Genomic DNA, 17,355 nt, shown 5'->3' with positions numbered 1-17,355 from the left:
GCACGTGTAGCAGTCCTCAACAGATTTACGGAATTAGGTCGACCACTTACCCAAGTTACGCCTTAAATTTGGCTCAATTAGGGGCGCTTTGTATTTCAAATCTTTGTGCAACAAAGCCTGTATCAACTAAAACTTGGGAAAATTCCTTTATAAACTGCTTATCATCATTATAAAGATATTTTTTACTGAAGTAGACTGGTGCTAGTTTAGACCGTTCCGATTGGTCAGGCTCATTCACACCTTTGACATATTCTGAAGTACGACTGACCAAAACTAGCGGAATGTTAGGATATTTTTTTAATTCGTCATTTGCCCATTGATTTAAAAGATCACATGAATCTGCACTGTACTCTTTATGATCTATATATCGAATACCATCCAGTGTAGGACAGCTATCCATAAACCAGGAAATCACACCTGAGTTAAAGTGAGAGGCTGCTGTGCCCAAAGAACTTGCTACTGCTGATGCATGGCTATCGCCCATTAAAATTGCTAAAATTTTTTCTTTTCCATACACACAACTTGGCGACCCTATTTTGTCATGAGAGGCATTACACTCTTCACGTCTAGGATCTATATCCCATGTTTCTGCAGCAGCAATCTCTACAATTTTAGGTAATCGAATTTCTTCAAAGGGAAGTAGTTTGGCACTGATCGCGATTGCAGATAAACTCGCAAGCAAACCAAAACCAAAGATGACTATAGCTTGTCTGGAAAGACGAAATTTCGTTAAAAATTGGCGTGAGGGTATTTCAACCAATAAATAGGAAAGATGCCCCAGTATCAGACTAAGCACCAAACCAAATAGTATCCAGTTCAGATCATCTTGCACACTACCAAAATACAAGCTGACCACAACCGGCCAATGCCACAAGTAAATCGAATATGAACGATCTCCCAACCATTGTGCAACAGGGTGTGTGGTTAACATGGAGTCTTTCTGTTGTGACAATATAACCAGTGCTGTACCTAGTACTGGTAACGCCGCCCAAGCAGAAGGCCAAACCAACCCCTTATGAATGACCAACATGGCCAATACCAATAAAAAACCTCCCACTACAAAGTACATCTTGGCAAATCTTTGTAATTGTGGAAATTCTTTCGCAGCTAAATAAACCAATCCACCAGAAACGAACTCCCAGCCTCGAACAGGCAGTAAATAAAAGGAAGCTACGGGTTTCGAATGAGATATCGCGATGCTTAAAAGTAGAGACACCAGAAATGCAAAACACAATCCGTATAATAAGGTACGGCGTTCCGATTTAATTTTTGTCAGTAGTAACAAGTAAATAGGTAATAGTAGATAAAATTGAAACTCAATACCCAATGTCCAGGTATGTAATAACCATTTTTCATGAGCAGTGCCATCAAAGTAATTAGAAGTACGCCAATAATAAAGATTAGAGTTAAAAGACAGAGCGCTACTCGACTGCGTGCCTAAAAACATATAGTCAGGTAAGGGTAACCAAAACCACCCTAAAACCAGCAAAATAATAATAAGTATCATTAGGGCAGGAAAAATCCGTCTTATCCGTGCCATATAAAAATCAAATAATTTGAAATTGTTTTTTTCAAGACTGCTACAAATGAGTGCGGTCATCAGAAACCCTGAAATGACAAAAAATATGTCTACACCCAAAAATCCTGCATTAAACCCTGGAATTTTGAAGTGAAAAAACAAGACCATTAATACCGCATAGGCACGCAGACCATTAATATCTAATCGAAAACCAATATTTGAATTTGGCGGTGTCATCATGTCAACCTGCTCAAAATATTTTTTTTAATGTTGGGTTTATAAGTTTATTTTTTGATGCATGATGAAGAAAACTTTGCATTAAATCAGAATGCAGTTAAAAAGTTAGACAATAATAGAAGGTTTATAATATCTCTTAACTTTTTAATTATATTCGGTTATTTTTCTTCTTTTTAAAAATTGATTGATATTTACTTAACCTTCTTATCTTCAAACTTGTCTTGTTTGAAGTCAATAGGCTAGACACATAACTCTATAAAATATTTGAACGTATCATTCAGAATACTTTTAAGACTAACCTCATCACTTATCTAGCTAATTTAGGCTGTTTCGTCATGCTATAAAGGGTATAACTATCTGATATATCAACTTTCAGTTATAGACCTCATTACTTTAAATAATTGTTTTGGAAATCAAGCCCCTGATCCCCATCAGCATCTCTACAAGTCCTAAAAAAAATATTAACAGCCCCCGCTATACTATTTTTATGTGCGTTTTTCCAGTTCTAAAATGATAACTTCAGCATTTATTTTCTCTGTAATTCATTAATCAAAAATACCATGATTTTCATTGGTTGATTGTTCATTAATGCATTAAGTCACTTAAAGAAACCTGCTCTCAACATAGCCACACACCCTAAAATTTTATACAATAGTGCATCCTTTTCCATGGTGCTGCTTTATGACCGCTTGGACTGCTCATGTCACTGTCGCAACTGTCGTTGAAAAAGACGGAAAATTCCTGTTTGTAGAAGAACATACAGAAGGTGTAACCCATACTGTGTTTAATCAGCCTGCGGGTCATGTTGAATGCGGTGAAACCATTATTGAAGCTGCAATTCGTGAAACCATGGAAGAAACAGGTCATAGGGTGGAAGTAAAACACTTATTAGGTATATATACCTATACTCCACCGATGTTCCCGGATCGTACCTATTACCGTTTCTGTTTCTTGGCCAATTCCATCGACTATGATCCGAATGCCACTTTAGATACAGATATTGTCGGCGCAGTCTGGATGACGCTCGATGAACTGATTGAATCTGCTCGTGCGCGTAGTCCATTGGTGATTAAAGCCGTGCAAGATGCACTTTCAGGTCAAAAATACCCTTTATCGCTCATTTACGAGCACCAAAATTCTCCCTTAATTTCAAATTTGGATGCCTAATCCTATGCAACAACGTGTCATCGTCGGTATGTCAGGTGGTGTAGATTCATCTGTTTCTGCTGCCCTTTTACTTCAACAAGGTTATCAGGTTGAAGGTCTTTTCATGAAAAACTGGGAAGAAGATGACGGCACAGAATATTGCACGGCGATGGAGGATCTTGCCGATGCACAAGCCGTTTGCGACAAAATCGGCATTAAACTGCATACCGCAAACTTTGCCATGGAATATTGGGATCGCGTATTCGAACATTTCCTGGCGGAATATGCAGCTGGCCGTACGCCAAACCCAGACATTTTATGTAATAAAGAAATTAAATTTCGTGCCTTTCTCGATCACGCAGTAAATCTGGGTGCAGATTTTATTGCGACGGGTCATTATTGCCGTCGTGGTGAAACCATGACCAACTCACGTGGTGAAGAATATGCACCTTTATTGCGTGGTGTGGACAATAACAAAGACCAGACTTATTTCCTGCATGCGGTTCATGGTCGTGAAATTAATAAGACCCTGTTCCCTGTTGGTGAAATTGAAAAGCCACAAGTCCGTAAAATTGCAGAAGAATTAGATCTGGTTACGGCCAAGAAAAAAGACTCGACTGGGATCTGTTTTATTGGTGAACGTCGTTTTAATGACTTCTTGAAGCAATATTTACCCGCTCAACCCGGAAAAATCGTACTGGAAGACGGTAAAGAGGTTGGTGATCATCACGGCTTAATGTACTATACGCTCGGTCAACGCGGTGGTATTGGTATTGGCGGTATGAAAGGCGTTGCTGAAGGTGCCTGGTTCGTATTGCATAAAGATATCGAAGGCAATCGTCTGGTGGTCGGTCAAGGCCATGAACACCCACTCATGCAGAGCACTATGCTCTGGTCTGAAGCAATTGACTGGGTCGCAGGTGAGCAGGATATTCCTGAAACAGGTTTCCGCTGTACTGCCAAAACCCGTTACCGTCAGACTGATCAAGCATGTACTGTGTATCAAGATTCAGAATCACCGAATGGTGTTCGTGTTGAGTTTGATGAACCTCAACGTGCAGTGACCCCGGGTCAAAGCGTGGTGTTCTATTCAGGTGAAGTTTGTTTAGGGGGTGGTGTGATTCATCATACCAATGCACCTAAACCTGATTTTATAAAAGGATGAATTCGGCATGACGGAGTTACCATTTCAACCAGCCACAACGTTGAATACTCGTCAAAATCGTGCTTTGGCATTAGCGGGTGTCTTTCAGGCTACCCAGCTAACCCATATGACCGCATTGACGGGGCAGCAAAGCATTGGTGAAAGTGGTAACTTTTATTTTGAACAGCTGATTAGAGCCAGTCTCAATATCCGTCCCGGCAGCAATCAGAATGCCCAGACCCTCGACTTTTTTAATCAACTGGCCGATATTTCCTTAGGTTTAAAAACATTAGAAAGCAGCATCATTCAACCCTTCAATACTTCTCCAAAATCCAGAATTCCAAAACTTTCTAGCACCAAACTTCCCATGAGCTATGCGATGGCACTTCTTCAGTTAGAAAAGAAGGTCTATAGCAATCCCAAATTTGTTGAAATTATTGAACAGTCCCAACAGAAAATTCTCAGACAGCTTTCTTTCTTTGATAATAATTACCTACACCCCAGCATCATTGCCAATCTCGCTCAAACCTATGTCGATACTGCCGGACAGATTAATCCGCGCATTATGGTACGTGGCAATGCCGAAGCCTTTAAGGATGCTGGACACACCAACCGCATTCGTGCGTCCTTATTTACCGGTTTGCAAATGGCACACCTGTGGCGTCAGCTCGGTGGCAGCTCTTGGGGCATGGTATTTGGCAAACGCAAGTTGCTACAAGATATTCAGAATCTAGCGCGTTTACAGTTTCAGGTGGTTTAACTGATGCTGCACGTGTTTCGTTTTACGTTTAATTCCAAAATCTAAGGAATCGATATGAACGCTTTAACTGCACTTTCTCCATTAGATGGACGTTACGCGAGCAAATGTGATGCTCTACGTCCCTTTCTTTCTGAGTTTGGTTTAATCCATGCTCGTGTGACTGTTGAAGTGCGTTGGTTACAAGCGCTTGCAAACCATCCGGAAATTACTGAAGTACCGGCGTTTTCAGGCGAAACTAATGCAGCGCTTGATGCGATTGTGAGCGATTTTTCTGAAGATGATGCCAATCGCATCAAAGAGATCGAACGCACCACCAACCACGACGTTAAAGCGGTTGAGTATTTCCTGAAAGAAAAAATCGCTGGTATCGAAGAACTTAAAAATGCCGGTGAATTCATTCACTTTGCATGTACATCTGAAGATATTAACAACCTGTCACATGCCCTCATGTTAAAGAGTGGTCGTGATGTACTGGTTGCATCCATGCAGCAAATCATTGATTCAATCGTTGCGCTTTCTGAAAAGCATGCAGACCAGCCAATGTTGTCACGTACTCATGGTCAAACTGCAAGCCCGACGACTTTGGGTAAAGAAATGGCGAACGTGGCTTACCGTCTTGCACGCCAAATCAAACAGTTCAAAAATGTTGAGCTACTGGGCAAAATCAATGGTGCAGTCGGTAACTACAATGCGCACTACTCTGCTTACCCAGACATCAACTGGCCTGCGCATTCACAAGCATTTGTAGAGTCTTTGGGTCTAGACTTCAACCCGTACACCACTCAAATCGAGCCACACGATTACATGGCTGAACTGTTTGATGCGTTGCGTCGTTTCAACACTATTCTGATCGATTTTAACCGTGACGTTTGGGGCTATATCTCTCTTGGCTTCTTCAAGCAAAAACTGAAAGAAGGTGAAGTCGGCTCTTCAACCATGCCGCACAAAGTTAACCCGATCGACTTTGAAAACTCTGAAGGTAACTTGGGTATTGCAAATGCTGTACTTGCACACCTTGGCGAAAAACTGCCAATTTCTCGCTGGCAGCGTGACCTGACTGACTCTACTGTGCTTCGCAACATGGGTGTTGGTTTTGCGCAAAGCTTAATTGCTTTTGAAGCTTGCTCTAAAGGTATTGGCAAACTGGAGTTGAACGCTGCACGTATCAATGAAGACTTGGACAATGCTCAAGAAGTATTGGCTGAGCCTATTCAAACTGTAATGCGTCGTTACAACGTTGAAAAACCGTACGAAAAACTAAAAGCGCTTACTCGTGGTCAAGCCATGACTCGCGACATGATGGTAGATTTCGTAAATGGTAACGAGTTGGAAGCTGTTCCTGCTGCTGACCGTGCGCGTTTAGCGGAAATGACACCTTCATCATATACAGGTAATGCTGCTGATCAAGCTAAACAGGTAGCTGAGCTGATTGCAAAAATCTAATTTGCAATAAGACGAAAAGGCGAAGCTCAGGCTTCGCCTTTTTATTTATAATGTGTTCTATTCTAAAAAAGATATTTCATAATAACGACATGATTGAGCATCGACTTTCCGCCAAACATTATGCGAGCCTGGGCATTTTAATTCTGGCGATTCTGCTTGCCAGTATTCGTCCTTTAGAACTGGAAGCGTATCTCTTGCATCAGGCAGGCACAGTTTTCATGATCATCATGCTACTGCTCTGTCTGTATAAAATTGGGCTGAATTTTTTAAGTTTTAATTTATATATTCTGTTTCTGATTGTTCATGTAATTGCTGCACACTATCTATATTCTTATGTGCCCTATAACCAGTGGATCGAGCAGATGTTTGGCTTTAATCTGAATGAAACCATGCACTGGTCACGCAATATGTTCGACCGTTTTGTCCATCTGGCCTACGGATTATTACTTTATCCAGTTTTTTACCGGCTGTTTCAGGTCTGGTTGCCGCAGCAAAAACCTGTGGTCATTTCCCTGCTGGTGATTCAGTTTGTGGTGGCCAGCAGCATGATCTATGAGTGGCTGGAATGGTTGATCGCCATTGGTTTATCTCCTGAGGAAGCTGAAAACTATAATGGACAACAAGGTGATATCTGGGATGCGCACAAAGACATCTTGCTTGCTACGATTGGTGCAGCGATAACAGGCGGGCTGCAATTGATACCGAAAAATCAAAAAAGCTCACCGAAGTGAGCTTTGAAATTCATTCAAGATCAACTGAATTAAAGTTTTGGATGACGCATTTAATTACGTTCATATTCTTCAATTAAGAATATGGGCAATATCGCATCCAATCATCCTTCATTTTTTGCAGTTCATTCCCCGTCAACATCTCACTGTAATAAATGAAATAGGTTGCATCAGGATATTGAATCTCATGAAGGAACATTATGCCACGCAGTGACACAGATAACTCCTCAGGAAAATCATTCTCTAAATAAAGTTCTTCAAATTCATAATTAAAATAACAATTTTGCGTCGCAAGAAATGCTTCAGCTATAGCCATGTTTCTGCTCTAACAATAAAATATGCTTTATTTTATCTGATTAGTTTCAGTGATGGTTTACATTTCATTCGGTTCAATCCATTGAACAAACTTAGATTCTGACAAATGTGGATATTTGAACTTATCTAGATATTCAAAGCAGGCCTTTTGGCCTTGAGGGATTTTATCCAGATGCTTATCGAAGAATAAATGCCGACTATATTGAGCGCCATCAAAGCGAATACTCACACGTTCAAATTCGTTACCACCTCGAACTTTATGCATCTGATAAAACTGCACAACGCCACATTCTTTCGATGGAATAACAGGTGGATCATTGGGCTTTAGAAAGCTATACAGCAGAAAGATACAAACGCCGGGTAGAAAACTCAGCCAAAACAAAACCTTCTTAGAATTATCCTGAGTTAATTTTGCTTCAGAATAAAGCATACATAACATCGGAATAAATACGATACTAAAAAACCCAAGCAACAAAATAAACGTGAGCATATGAGCCTAGACTCAATCAGAGTACTCCACTTATATCACAACAATATGATTTCAAAAAATAAAAAAGCCCACCGAAGTGAGCTTTAAAATTCATTCAAGATCAATTGGATTAAAGTTTTGGATCACGTATTTGCACCAGATTTGCGTTTGCTTTACTTAAGCTTTCCATAACGTTATTCATGACAGTGGGTATCAGTGAATCAGCAATTTGCGCTGCTTGCAGGCCGAGTTTTTCACCCAAAGTTGGTTTCTTGCGGGTCTGGATGGAATAGATATCATGTTGGGTCAACAAGTTGAGCAGGTATTCATCTGAGGTTTGCAGTTTATCCACCAGATTTAGATCCAGCGCATCCCGACCATACCAATGCTCACCAGTGGCCACTTTTTCAATATTCAGCTGCGGGCGATACTTCTCAACAAAATGTTTGAATAAAGCATGGGTTTGCTGTAATTCTTCTTCAAACTTAGCCTTACCCTCTTCGGTATTTTCACCAAACATAGTCACGGTACGTTTGTACTGTCCTGCGGTATAGAGCTCAAAGTCGATTTTATTATCTTTCAGTAGACGATTAAAGTTGGGTACCTGAGCAACCACACCAATTGAACCGACAATCGCGAATGGTGCAGAAATAATCTCATTGGCAATACACGCCATCATATAACCGCCACTAGCAGCTACTTTATCGACACAGATGGTTAGATGAAAACCTGCCTCGCGTAAACGTACCAGTTGAGCTGCTGCAAGTCCATAACCATGGACCATGCCGCCCGGACTTTCCAGACGCACCACCACACGGTCACGACCGGCCTTAGCTGTAGCCAGAATCAAAGTGATTTCTTCACGCAAACCTTCTACCGCAGAAGCCGCCATATCGCCTTTAAAATCGAGCACATAGATTTTTTGATTGGTTTTCTTACGTGCACGCGCTTCTTTTGACAGTTGTTGCGATAACTGTAAAAGTTCCAGTTTAGAGCCAGTAGTTTGCGCTATTTTTTTTCGTTGTTCATTGATACGCGCATTGAGATGACTAATACGGATTTCAGCGGACAGTTTCGGAGTATGAAATAACATAAAAAATCTATTCTCTATTTAATTCGGATTTATTCCTTTAGATTAGGTCAATTTCGGTTTTTTTCAACTTTATTTCGAGAATTATTACGATTATCACCATCTGTTTCACCTATAAAAAAAGAGCCTTACGGCTCTTATTCTAGAGATCGGATTAACCGAAACGCCCTGTAATATAGGCTTCAGTCAACTGATGATCCGGCTGGGTAAAGACTTTTTCAGTCGAGTTGACTTCTATCAGATCACCCAAATGGAAATACGCAGTACGATCCGATACACGTGCTGCCTGTTGCATGGAGTGAGTTACGATCGCGATGGTATATTGCGTAGATAGCTCAGAAATCAGCTCTTCCACTTTGGCGGTTGCAATGGGATCGAGTGCCGAACACGGTTCATCCATCAAAATTACTTCTGGACTGACTGCAATGGTACGTGCGATACACAGACGTTGCTGCTGACCACCTGACAAACCTGTTCCCGGTTGATTCAAACGATCTTTCACTTCTTCCCACAGACCGGCTTTACGCAAGCTGCCTTCGACAATTTCTTCAAGATCGTACTTGTCACGCGCCAAACCATGCAGTTTTGGGCCATAGGAGACATTATCGAAGATTGATTTCGGAAATGGGTTTGGCTTCTGGAAAACCATACCAACCTGTGCACGTAGCAAGACCACATCCAGGTTTGGATCATAAATATCCTGATTGTCCAGCATCACTTTACCGGTTACACGGCAGCTATCAATGGTATCGTTCATGCGGTTTAAGGTACGCAGAAAAGTCGATTTACCACAGCCTGATGGCCCAATAAAAGCAATCACTTCATTTTCATAAATGTTCAGGTCAATGCCTTTAATCGCTTCCGCTTCACCATAGTACACATGCACATCAGAAGTACTAAGTTTCACATTCGTCGACTTCGCATCTTTTTTGCTGCTGCTTTGCGTATCGAACTGGGAAACAAACGGAGTTGCCGGCTTTTGAGTCGCCTCATCCGAGGTGAATTGTGTCTGTTGTGGATTCACGATTTGATCCTTTTTTAAGGAATTTTGAATAACAGTTGTGTTCATGATTCTGCCCCTATTACCAACGGACTTCAAATTTCTTACGTAACCAGATGGCCAGACTGTTCAAGCTGATCATCATGGCCAGAAGTACAATAATTGCTGCTGCGGTACGCCCTTCAAAGAAGTTACGCAATTCATTGCCTTGCCATAAGAAAATCTGTACAGGTAAAGCCGTTGACTGATCAAATGGTGTGGCTGGAACGCTGGCAACAAAAGCACTCATCCCGATTAATAACAATGGTGCGGTTTCACCCAAAGCTTGTGCAACCCCGATAATTGCACCCGTCAAAATGCCCGGTAAAGCCAAAGGCAAGACATGATGGAATACGGTCTGGATACGGGAAGCACCGAGTCCCAAAGCGGCCTGACGAATCGAAGGCGGTACAGCTTTAAGTGATGCACGTGTGGTAATGATCACCGTTGGTAAAGTCATCAAACTTAGAACCAGACCACCGACCAAAGGCGCTGACAGTGGCATATGCATCCAGCCAATGAAGATCGCTGCGCCGAGCAAACCAAATACAATGGATGGAACTGCTGCCAGGTTGTTGATGTTGACTTCAACCACATCAGTAATCCAGTTCTTCGGTGCAAACTCTTCCAGATAGATCGCAGATGCTACCCCGATTGGAATCGAGATAAAGATCACGATCATCATCATAAACAGTGAGCCCATGAAAGCGCCTGCCAGACCAGAAGTTGCCGGTGAACTGCGTGAGTCAGGACTGGTGAAAATATTAGTATTGAAACTGTTTTCAATCACACCTGAGGCTTTCATCTCGTCCGCCACCTGACGGATTTCTGGACTGAGCTGCTGCTGTTCATCAGGAAGATCACGGTCAATATTTCCCGCTAGCCAGACATCAACATTGGCATCTGCCAGAATTTTCACGTCTTTACTTTGGCCGACCAGACTCGGATCATTCATGACCATGTCACGCAAGCGGTACGCCTCAGAACTGGTATATAAAGAACCCAGTTCATCACGCTGGCTTTCCAGCTTGCTGTCTTTGGCGATCATACCATTGATAATCAACGCATCCCAATCCACCATTCCGACTTCGGTCTGCCATGCGATAAAGCGATCTTCAAACTGCGCCGGAGATTCTCCTGCAGCTGGCTTCGGTTTTGGACCGATATCCACAATGGCAGGATCGAAATGAATCGGCAAACTCATGCTGCTTTGCCAGAATGCAGGTAAACCTTTGGACAAAATACTACCGAAGAGCAATACCACAAAAAATAAACCGGCCAATACCGCAGAAAAACCAAACAAACGGAACGCTTTTTCTTTACGGTGGCGTCCTGCTAAAGAGCTTTGAATGGTCTTCTTACGCTTTTCACGCAGCTCGTTAGCGACGGATGGATCAATACGCTGATCCACAGGCGTTGTATTTGAAGTACTCATTAGTCGTATTGCTCACGATATTTACGCACAATGATCAGTGCAACAATGTTCAAACCTAAGGTAATGACGAATAGCGTCAGTCCTAGCGCAAAGGCCACCAGTGCTTGCGGACTAGCAAAATCAGTATCGCCAGTTAGCTGATTCACGATGGTAATCGTGACCGTAGATACGGCTTCAAGCGGATTGGCATGCAGCTGCGGGCTGTTCCCGGCTGCAAGGACCACGATCATGGTTTCACCAATCGCACGCGATGCTGCCAACAGGAACGCACCAATAATGCCCGGTAAGGCTGCCGGTAAAACCACCTGACGAATCGTTTCAGATTTGGTCGCACCCAGACCCAAAGAACCATCACGTAAGGCACGCGGCACCTGAGTGATGATGTCGTCTGACAAAGAAGATACGAACGGGATAATCATGATGCCCATGACCAGACCGGCGGTCAGCGCGCTGGTGGCATTAATTTCGAGTCCGACCAGAGCACCCATACTTTTAAGGAATGGACCGATGATCATCAAGGCAAAGACACCATAGACAATCGTAGGAATACCCGCCAGCACTTCAATCGTAGGTTTTGCCCAAGAGCGGAATCGCGGGGAAGCATATTCTGCCAGATAGATCGCAATCATCAGACCTACTGGAACCGCAACTAGAAGTGCGATTCCGCTGACCATAAGTGTGCCCCATAACAGTGGCAATAAACCATAACTGCCTTCAGCACTGCCAGAGGTGCTAAACCCTGGGTTCCATTGGGTACCAAAGAAGAAATCCAGTGGGCTGACGAAGCTGAAGAAACGCATTGCCTCGCCAAACATCGACATCACAATCCCGAGAGTGGTCAGAATCGCCACACCCGAACATAATGCCAGGCCGATATTCATCATTTTTTCGACTTGGTTACGCGCACGGAATTCTTGGCTAATATGTTTCTTTGCCCAGACCAGACCAGCTAGTGCAGCCGAAATTACCACTGCCAGTTTCGCAAACGTACCAATGGTCGAGAATTTAGCCAACTGCTCTGCCGCTGCAACTTCATAGGCTGCAGGTGTATCACTAACCCCAAAACCTGAGGCAAGTGCCTGAACGCGATCAATCACAACACTCAAACTTGCCGGATCCAGACTGGCCGAAACATTTTCTGGCAAATGGTTGAGTACCACCTGCTCCAGAAAAGTGGGTTCCACCATATTCCAAACAATCAAAATTAAAAACGCAGGGATACCACACCATAGTGCAACCAGGGCACCATAATATCCGGGACGCGAGTGTAAGTTTGCAGAATTGCTTCCCTTACCTGCTAAGCTACGGCTTTTACTTAATCCGATTTGATAGGCTATGGCCATGATGGCCAATAACACACCTATAAGTAGCAGATTCATGTATTCTCCACTGTTTTTTCAATTTTCATGGTTTGAAAAAACTTGTTTATCGCAAAAAGCCGATGGTAGGTTGACCCTACCACCAGCGTTTTCAAAATCATTTATTACTTCACAACAACCGCTTTACCAGCCTTGAAATTTGCCAGGACTGCTGCACGTTCTTTATCAGACATTGAAATCAGACCTGCTTTTTCCAGCTTAGAGCCTTTGCCAGATACTTTCTTGTTCAGGAAGTATTCTGTGAACTGCGGTAAGCCTTTGATCGATTTCAAATGCTCGCCTTTTACGTAGAAGAACAATGGGCGTGATACCGGATAAGCACCATTCAAGATGGTCTTTTCAGAAGGCGCTACATTGTTCACTGTGGCAACACGTAGACGGTCACGGTTCTGGTCATAGAAACCTAGCCCAAACACACCTACGGCACTTGGAGAAGTTTTTAAACGTGCCAATGTTTCGGTATAGTCACCGGCAATCTCAACCACACGGCCATCTTTACGGAATGTCGTACAGGCTTTTTTCTTGGCATCTTTGTCTAGAGACTTAATTGCAGCATACGTTTCACAACCTGCATCCACCATTTTCTCCTGGAAGACTTCGCGCGTACCATGATTCGAAGCAGGAATTACCAGGGTGATCGGTTCATTTGGAAGTGCTTTGTCAATTTGGTTCCAACGCGTGTACGGGTTAGCGACCATTTTGCCATTTGATGGAAGTTGTGCAGCAAGTGCAGCGAAGACATGTTGTGGACGCAGTTTATAAGCCGCTTTGTTTGCATTCGATGCAAACACAATACCGTCATAACCAATTTTGATTTCTAGGACTTGGTTAACGCCATTCTTTTTACATTCTGCCAGCTCTGTACTCTTGATTTGACGAGAAGAGTTTGCGATATCAATCGTGTTATCACCCACGCCATTACAGAACTGCTTTAAACCACCTGAAGAACCGCCAGAACCGACAACTGGTGTTTTAAACTGTGGAAAAGTATTACCGAATTCTTCTGCCACGATACTGGCATATGGAAGTACAGTTGAAGAACCTGCGATTTGAATGGTGTCACGTGCTGCGTGTGCAGTCGTTACAGCAGTTGCCCCGGTTACTGCTAATGCTAAAGCTATATTTGTAAAGCGCATTCTAGTATCTCTCTCATTTATGCAAATTTGGAGTACACCACTTTTTATTCAGTTTTGTACTTCTTTCGATACCTGCATTTTGATTTTAGAATATGACAGATAAGTTACAGCTTTATTACGATTTAGTGATTTTTCATCTAGCGGTTTTTTCTTGATTAAATTTTTATGGATTTCAATGATTAAGTTCTTTTTGTCATTCACTTCATTAAAAAATTTTAGACCAATGACATGTAACAATTTTTATAAAACTGAACTCAGGATAAATCCTGCTCCCCAGTTTTACATAAGCCTATGACAAATAAATAACAGGCTAAACAGGATTCAAATCTTCGGTGTTTTTGTGGTGAATTTCGATCTGGGAAATGACCTTTTTGTTTTTTAAGCTCACAAAAAAAAGGAGATCTTTCGATCTCCTTTTTATTTAAATACAGAATTTCAATCTAACTACATACAAAAATATTATGCATCTATCAGAACCTGTGGAATACGATATTTAATCAGGAATACGCAGCAAAGAGCGAATACTAAAGGTACGCCGAGCGCATAAAAATAACCTGAAACACCATATTGCGTGAGTACAATTCCGCCAATGGCTGATCCTACAATTGCACCCATACGTCCCATTCCAATTGCCCATCCTGTTGCAGTTGCACGAACTTGAGTTGGATATGCAGCGACCACCAGGTAATTCAAAGCCAATTGCTGACCACCAATTCCAAATCCTGCCAATGCAATCAAAGCGAAGATATAGCCCCACTGATTACTTTCAATAAATAAACCTAAACCAGCGACGATCACCAATCCTGTAATTAGCATAAAAGTGAGAATTTTAGCTGTATTTACTTTAGGTAGCCAATAAGCTAATGGCAAAGCAAATAAGATAAAGGCAGCATTTACTGTAACCGATGCGTAAGGCGCATTTTCCGGTGCCAATCCTGCCTGTTTCAATACAGTCGGCAACCACGATAACAACATAAACCAGACAATCCAGTTAAAGAAATAAGTACCCCATACGCCAATGGTAGTACGAGCCAAATTATTTTGAAACAAGATCGCTAACTTGGCTTTTTGTTGTTGTGTATTATTTGGCTGAAGTAGGTCTTTAGTTCTAATCTCGCCAATTCCCGGAGAAATTTTATTGAGAATTTTTTGAATTGATCTCAAAGAGGAACTTTTATTGTTTTGCGCTAAATATTCCAAAGATTCAGGCAACAAGAAATACATGACAAACAATAATAGCAGCGGGAATCCACCGCCAATCAAATAAATCCCTTGCCAACCTAGCACTGGCAAAATCTTGGCAGCCAGTAAACCACCTAACATCGCTCCTGCTGGCAAGGCTAACAACACGCCTGTGGTAACTGTGCCTTTGAAACGTTGCGGAGAATATTCAGCAGCCAATGCAAGCAACACAGGTGTCGCCCCGCCCATCCCTAATCCGGCAATAAATCTCAATACTAATATTTGATCAACATTCGTCGCATACGCAATAAATATAGTGGCTAGAGAAAAAATGGCCGTACAGATGATTAATGTTTTTCGACGTCCTAATTTATCCCCTACCAGTCCTAAGAGCATTGCACCTATCGTCATTCCTACGATACCTGCAGTTAAAATCGGTGCTAATGCGCCTGTTTCTAAATCAAAGTGTACTAGCAAGGCTGGTGCGGTAAATGCAACAGCTTGGGTATCAAAACCATCAAATAATGCGATCAGAAAACAAAGTGCAATGACCATCCACTGATATTTAGAAATTCCTTGATCAATCACTGTTTTGATGAGTGATTTTTCTTGTATATTTTGCTCCATATTCCCGAGTTTTCCATTTTATTTTGAATAGCTTATAATTTTGAAAAACACGCAGCAAAGACTTAAAAGGTATATTTATATATTGGAGCTAGTTTGATCCTGGCATCTAAAACCGAAATTTAATTATAAAAAAAGGAGATCATTTCGATCTCCTTTTTTCACACCACCATCACTTATGCAATGGGTGGCGTATAAGTACCGTCAGCGATTGAATCTTTGATACGATCCGCTTCTGCAAGCACTAGCGCCAGCAAGTTCTTCACGTTATCAAGTGTTGCAACTGGGCTTAAAGTGGTCATTTTCAGAGACTGAACCTGACCAACTTTCGTTACACCAATGTTCGCTTCACCACGTGCAAACAGTTCGTCTGCTACGTTTTGGTTAAGCGTATCGAGTAATTCAACCGGATAGCCCGCTGGAACCACACGGAACAGTACAGAGGCAAATTGAGGCTCAAGCAGAAGCTCTAAACCGTCAGTTGCTTTAATGTAGTCTGCCACATCACGTGTTAAGCCTACACCATGATCGATCATCGAACCATAAAGCTCTTCACCTAATGCTTCTACAGTCATCCACAATTTCAATGCATCAAAACGACGCGTCGTTTGTAGTGACTTCGATACCAGGTTAGGAACGCCATGCTCTTCATCATAAGCGGAGTTCAGATACTCTGCTTCATAATGCATGAAACGGTAATTCGCTTCATCTTTCAGCAGGAACGCGCCACAAGAAATGGTTTGGAAATAATGCTTATGGAAATCAAGCGTGATCGAATCCGACAGCTCAATCCCGTCCAGCATAGAACGATAGTCATTGGATAGAATCAGTGCACCACCCCATGCCGCATCGATGTGCATCCACGCGCCATATTTATTGGTGATTTCACGAATTGCTTTCAATGGATCAATCGCGCCAGCATCCGTTGTACCCGCAGTCGCTACCACACATGCCACTATCTTGCCTTCAGACTGAAGGTGCGTCATGGTTTTTTCCAGCGCGTCTACGTCCATCTGTGCATTTTCATTCACAGGAACAGTGACCACTGACTGGAAGCCCATGCCCATCATCGCCATGTTCTTTTGCACAGAGAAATGTGCATTTTCAGAACAGATGACTTTGACATTATGCATCGCATCCGCAGGAATACCATCGCGCTGAACCGACCACGGATTACCGTTTTCGTCTTTCCAGTTTTTCGCAATGCAAGCATCACGCGCCAGCAATACGCCCATCAAGTTAGACTGTGTCCCACCAGAAGTGAATACACCGGCCTGACCTGCACCATAGCCCACTTTTTGACGTAACCAGTCAATCAGCTGAACTTCCATCAACGAACCGGCCGGGCTTTGATCCCATGAGTCCATTGACTGGTTGGTTGCGTTAATCAGCACTTCCGCGATCTGACTGGTCACCATTGTTGGACAGTGAAGATGCGCAAGTGAATGTGGATGATGTACTTTTAAGCTCTTGTTGAGGAATAGCTCAACCATACGCTCAAGAGATTTTTCTACACCCAAACCTTCTTTTGAAGGATTAAATGCAATCGCACTGCGTAGCTCGTTAATGCTGCCGCCAGTGTACATTTTGTCGTTTTGCAACCATGCCGCAACCGCTTTGGTCGCTTGGTCCATGCCAGCCTGATAGTCAGCAATGGATGCAGCATCATTGCAGAGTAACGCTTTACGATGTTCTGCGAAATCTACCAT

The 17,355-nt window shown here is 42.5% G+C and carries 15 protein-coding genes; 5 read left to right on the top strand and 10 right to left on the bottom strand.

Annotated features, from left to right (window positions below; genetic code table 11):
• Window positions 1-73 precede the first annotated feature (73 nt).
• Complete coding sequence (locus NI466_RS08335) at window positions 74-1,759, bottom strand: acyltransferase family protein (RefSeq protein ID WP_253173314.1); 1,686 nt, start codon at window positions 1,757-1,759, stop codon at window positions 74-76.
• Between the two features lie 678 nt (window positions 1,760-2,437).
• On the opposite strand from NI466_RS08335, the gene NI466_RS08330 reads away from it, so the two are divergent.
• The 5 genes from NI466_RS08330 (at window position 2,438) to NI466_RS08310 (ending at window position 6,980) form a co-directional block, all read left to right on the top strand.
• A complete protein-coding gene (locus tag NI466_RS08330; RefSeq protein ID WP_253173313.1) occupies window positions 2,438-2,923 on the top strand; it encodes an NUDIX hydrolase in 486 nt (161 codons plus the stop codon).
• 4 nt (window positions 2,924-2,927) lie between these two features.
• Window positions 2,928-4,067, top strand: coding sequence for a tRNA 2-thiouridine(34) synthase MnmA (gene mnmA, locus NI466_RS08325; RefSeq protein ID WP_004730087.1), 1,140 nt, complete (start codon window positions 2,928-2,930; stop codon window positions 4,065-4,067).
• Between the two features lie 7 nt (window positions 4,068-4,074).
• Window positions 4,075-4,806, top strand: a complete 732-nt coding sequence (gene hflD / locus NI466_RS08320; protein ID WP_005107369.1) for a high frequency lysogenization protein HflD — start codon at window positions 4,075-4,077, stop codon at window positions 4,804-4,806.
• Between the two features lie 54 nt (window positions 4,807-4,860).
• On the top strand, window positions 4,861-6,249 hold the full coding sequence (gene purB / locus NI466_RS08315; protein WP_253173312.1) for an adenylosuccinate lyase: 1,389 nt from the start codon (window positions 4,861-4,863) through the stop codon (window positions 6,247-6,249).
• Between the two features lie 89 nt (window positions 6,250-6,338).
• Window positions 6,339-6,980: a DUF2238 domain-containing protein gene (locus NI466_RS08310; RefSeq protein ID WP_253173311.1), complete on the top strand. Its 642-nt coding sequence runs from the start codon at window positions 6,339-6,341 to the stop codon at window positions 6,978-6,980.
• Between the two features lie 73 nt (window positions 6,981-7,053).
• Here the strand turns inward: NI466_RS08310 and NI466_RS08305 are convergent, their stop codons facing one another.
• The 9 genes from NI466_RS08305 to NI466_RS08265 all read right to left on the bottom strand — a co-directional run bounded on the left by NI466_RS08305 (window position 7,054) and on the right by NI466_RS08265 (window position 17,355).
• On the bottom strand, window positions 7,054-7,293 hold the full coding sequence (locus tag NI466_RS08305; protein WP_004279719.1) for a hypothetical protein: 240 nt from the start codon (window positions 7,291-7,293) through the stop codon (window positions 7,054-7,056).
• Between the two features lie 57 nt (window positions 7,294-7,350).
• Window positions 7,351-7,782, bottom strand: a complete 432-nt coding sequence (locus tag NI466_RS08300; protein ID WP_004279718.1) for a hypothetical protein — start codon at window positions 7,780-7,782, stop codon at window positions 7,351-7,353.
• 109 nt (window positions 7,783-7,891) lie between these two features.
• Complete coding sequence (sohB, locus tag NI466_RS08295; protein ID WP_004279717.1) at window positions 7,892-8,854, bottom strand: protease SohB; 963 nt, start codon at window positions 8,852-8,854, stop codon at window positions 7,892-7,894.
• A 151-nt stretch (window positions 8,855-9,005) separates the two neighbouring features.
• Entirely contained in the window at window positions 9,006-9,920 is a 915-nt protein-coding gene (pstB, locus tag NI466_RS08290; protein ID WP_004279716.1) for a phosphate ABC transporter ATP-binding protein PstB, read from the bottom strand.
• Window positions 9,921-9,933: 13 nt separating this feature from the next.
• Window positions 9,934-11,325: a phosphate ABC transporter permease PstA gene (pstA, locus tag NI466_RS08285; RefSeq protein ID WP_253173310.1), complete on the bottom strand. Its 1,392-nt coding sequence runs from the start codon at window positions 11,323-11,325 to the stop codon at window positions 9,934-9,936.
• Complete coding sequence (gene pstC, locus NI466_RS08280; RefSeq protein WP_253173309.1) at window positions 11,325-12,704, bottom strand: phosphate ABC transporter permease subunit PstC; 1,380 nt, start codon at window positions 12,702-12,704, stop codon at window positions 11,325-11,327. Before pstC ends, pstA begins: the two co-directional genes overlap by 1 nt.
• Window positions 12,705-12,808: 104 nt before the next feature.
• Window positions 12,809-13,840 carry a substrate-binding domain-containing protein gene (locus tag NI466_RS08275; protein WP_004279710.1) on the bottom strand — a complete coding sequence of 344 codons (1,032 nt, stop codon included), beginning with the start codon at window positions 13,838-13,840 and terminating at the stop codon, window positions 12,809-12,811.
• 459 nt (window positions 13,841-14,299) lie between these two features.
• A complete protein-coding gene (locus NI466_RS08270) occupies window positions 14,300-15,649 on the bottom strand; it encodes an MFS transporter (RefSeq protein WP_253173308.1) in 1,350 nt (449 codons plus the stop codon).
• 173 nt (window positions 15,650-15,822) lie between these two features.
• Window positions 15,823-17,355 carry a pyridoxal phosphate-dependent decarboxylase family protein gene (locus tag NI466_RS08265; RefSeq protein ID WP_004646523.1) on the bottom strand — a complete coding sequence of 511 codons (1,533 nt, stop codon included), beginning with the start codon at window positions 17,353-17,355 and terminating at the stop codon, window positions 15,823-15,825.

This window comes from Acinetobacter lwoffii (assembly GCF_024129595.1).
Lineage (GTDB): Bacteria > Pseudomonadota > Gammaproteobacteria > Pseudomonadales > Moraxellaceae > Acinetobacter > Acinetobacter lwoffii_O.
The sequence above is the reverse complement of the archived record's forward strand: the minus strand, read 5'-3'. Positions and strand labels throughout refer to the sequence as shown.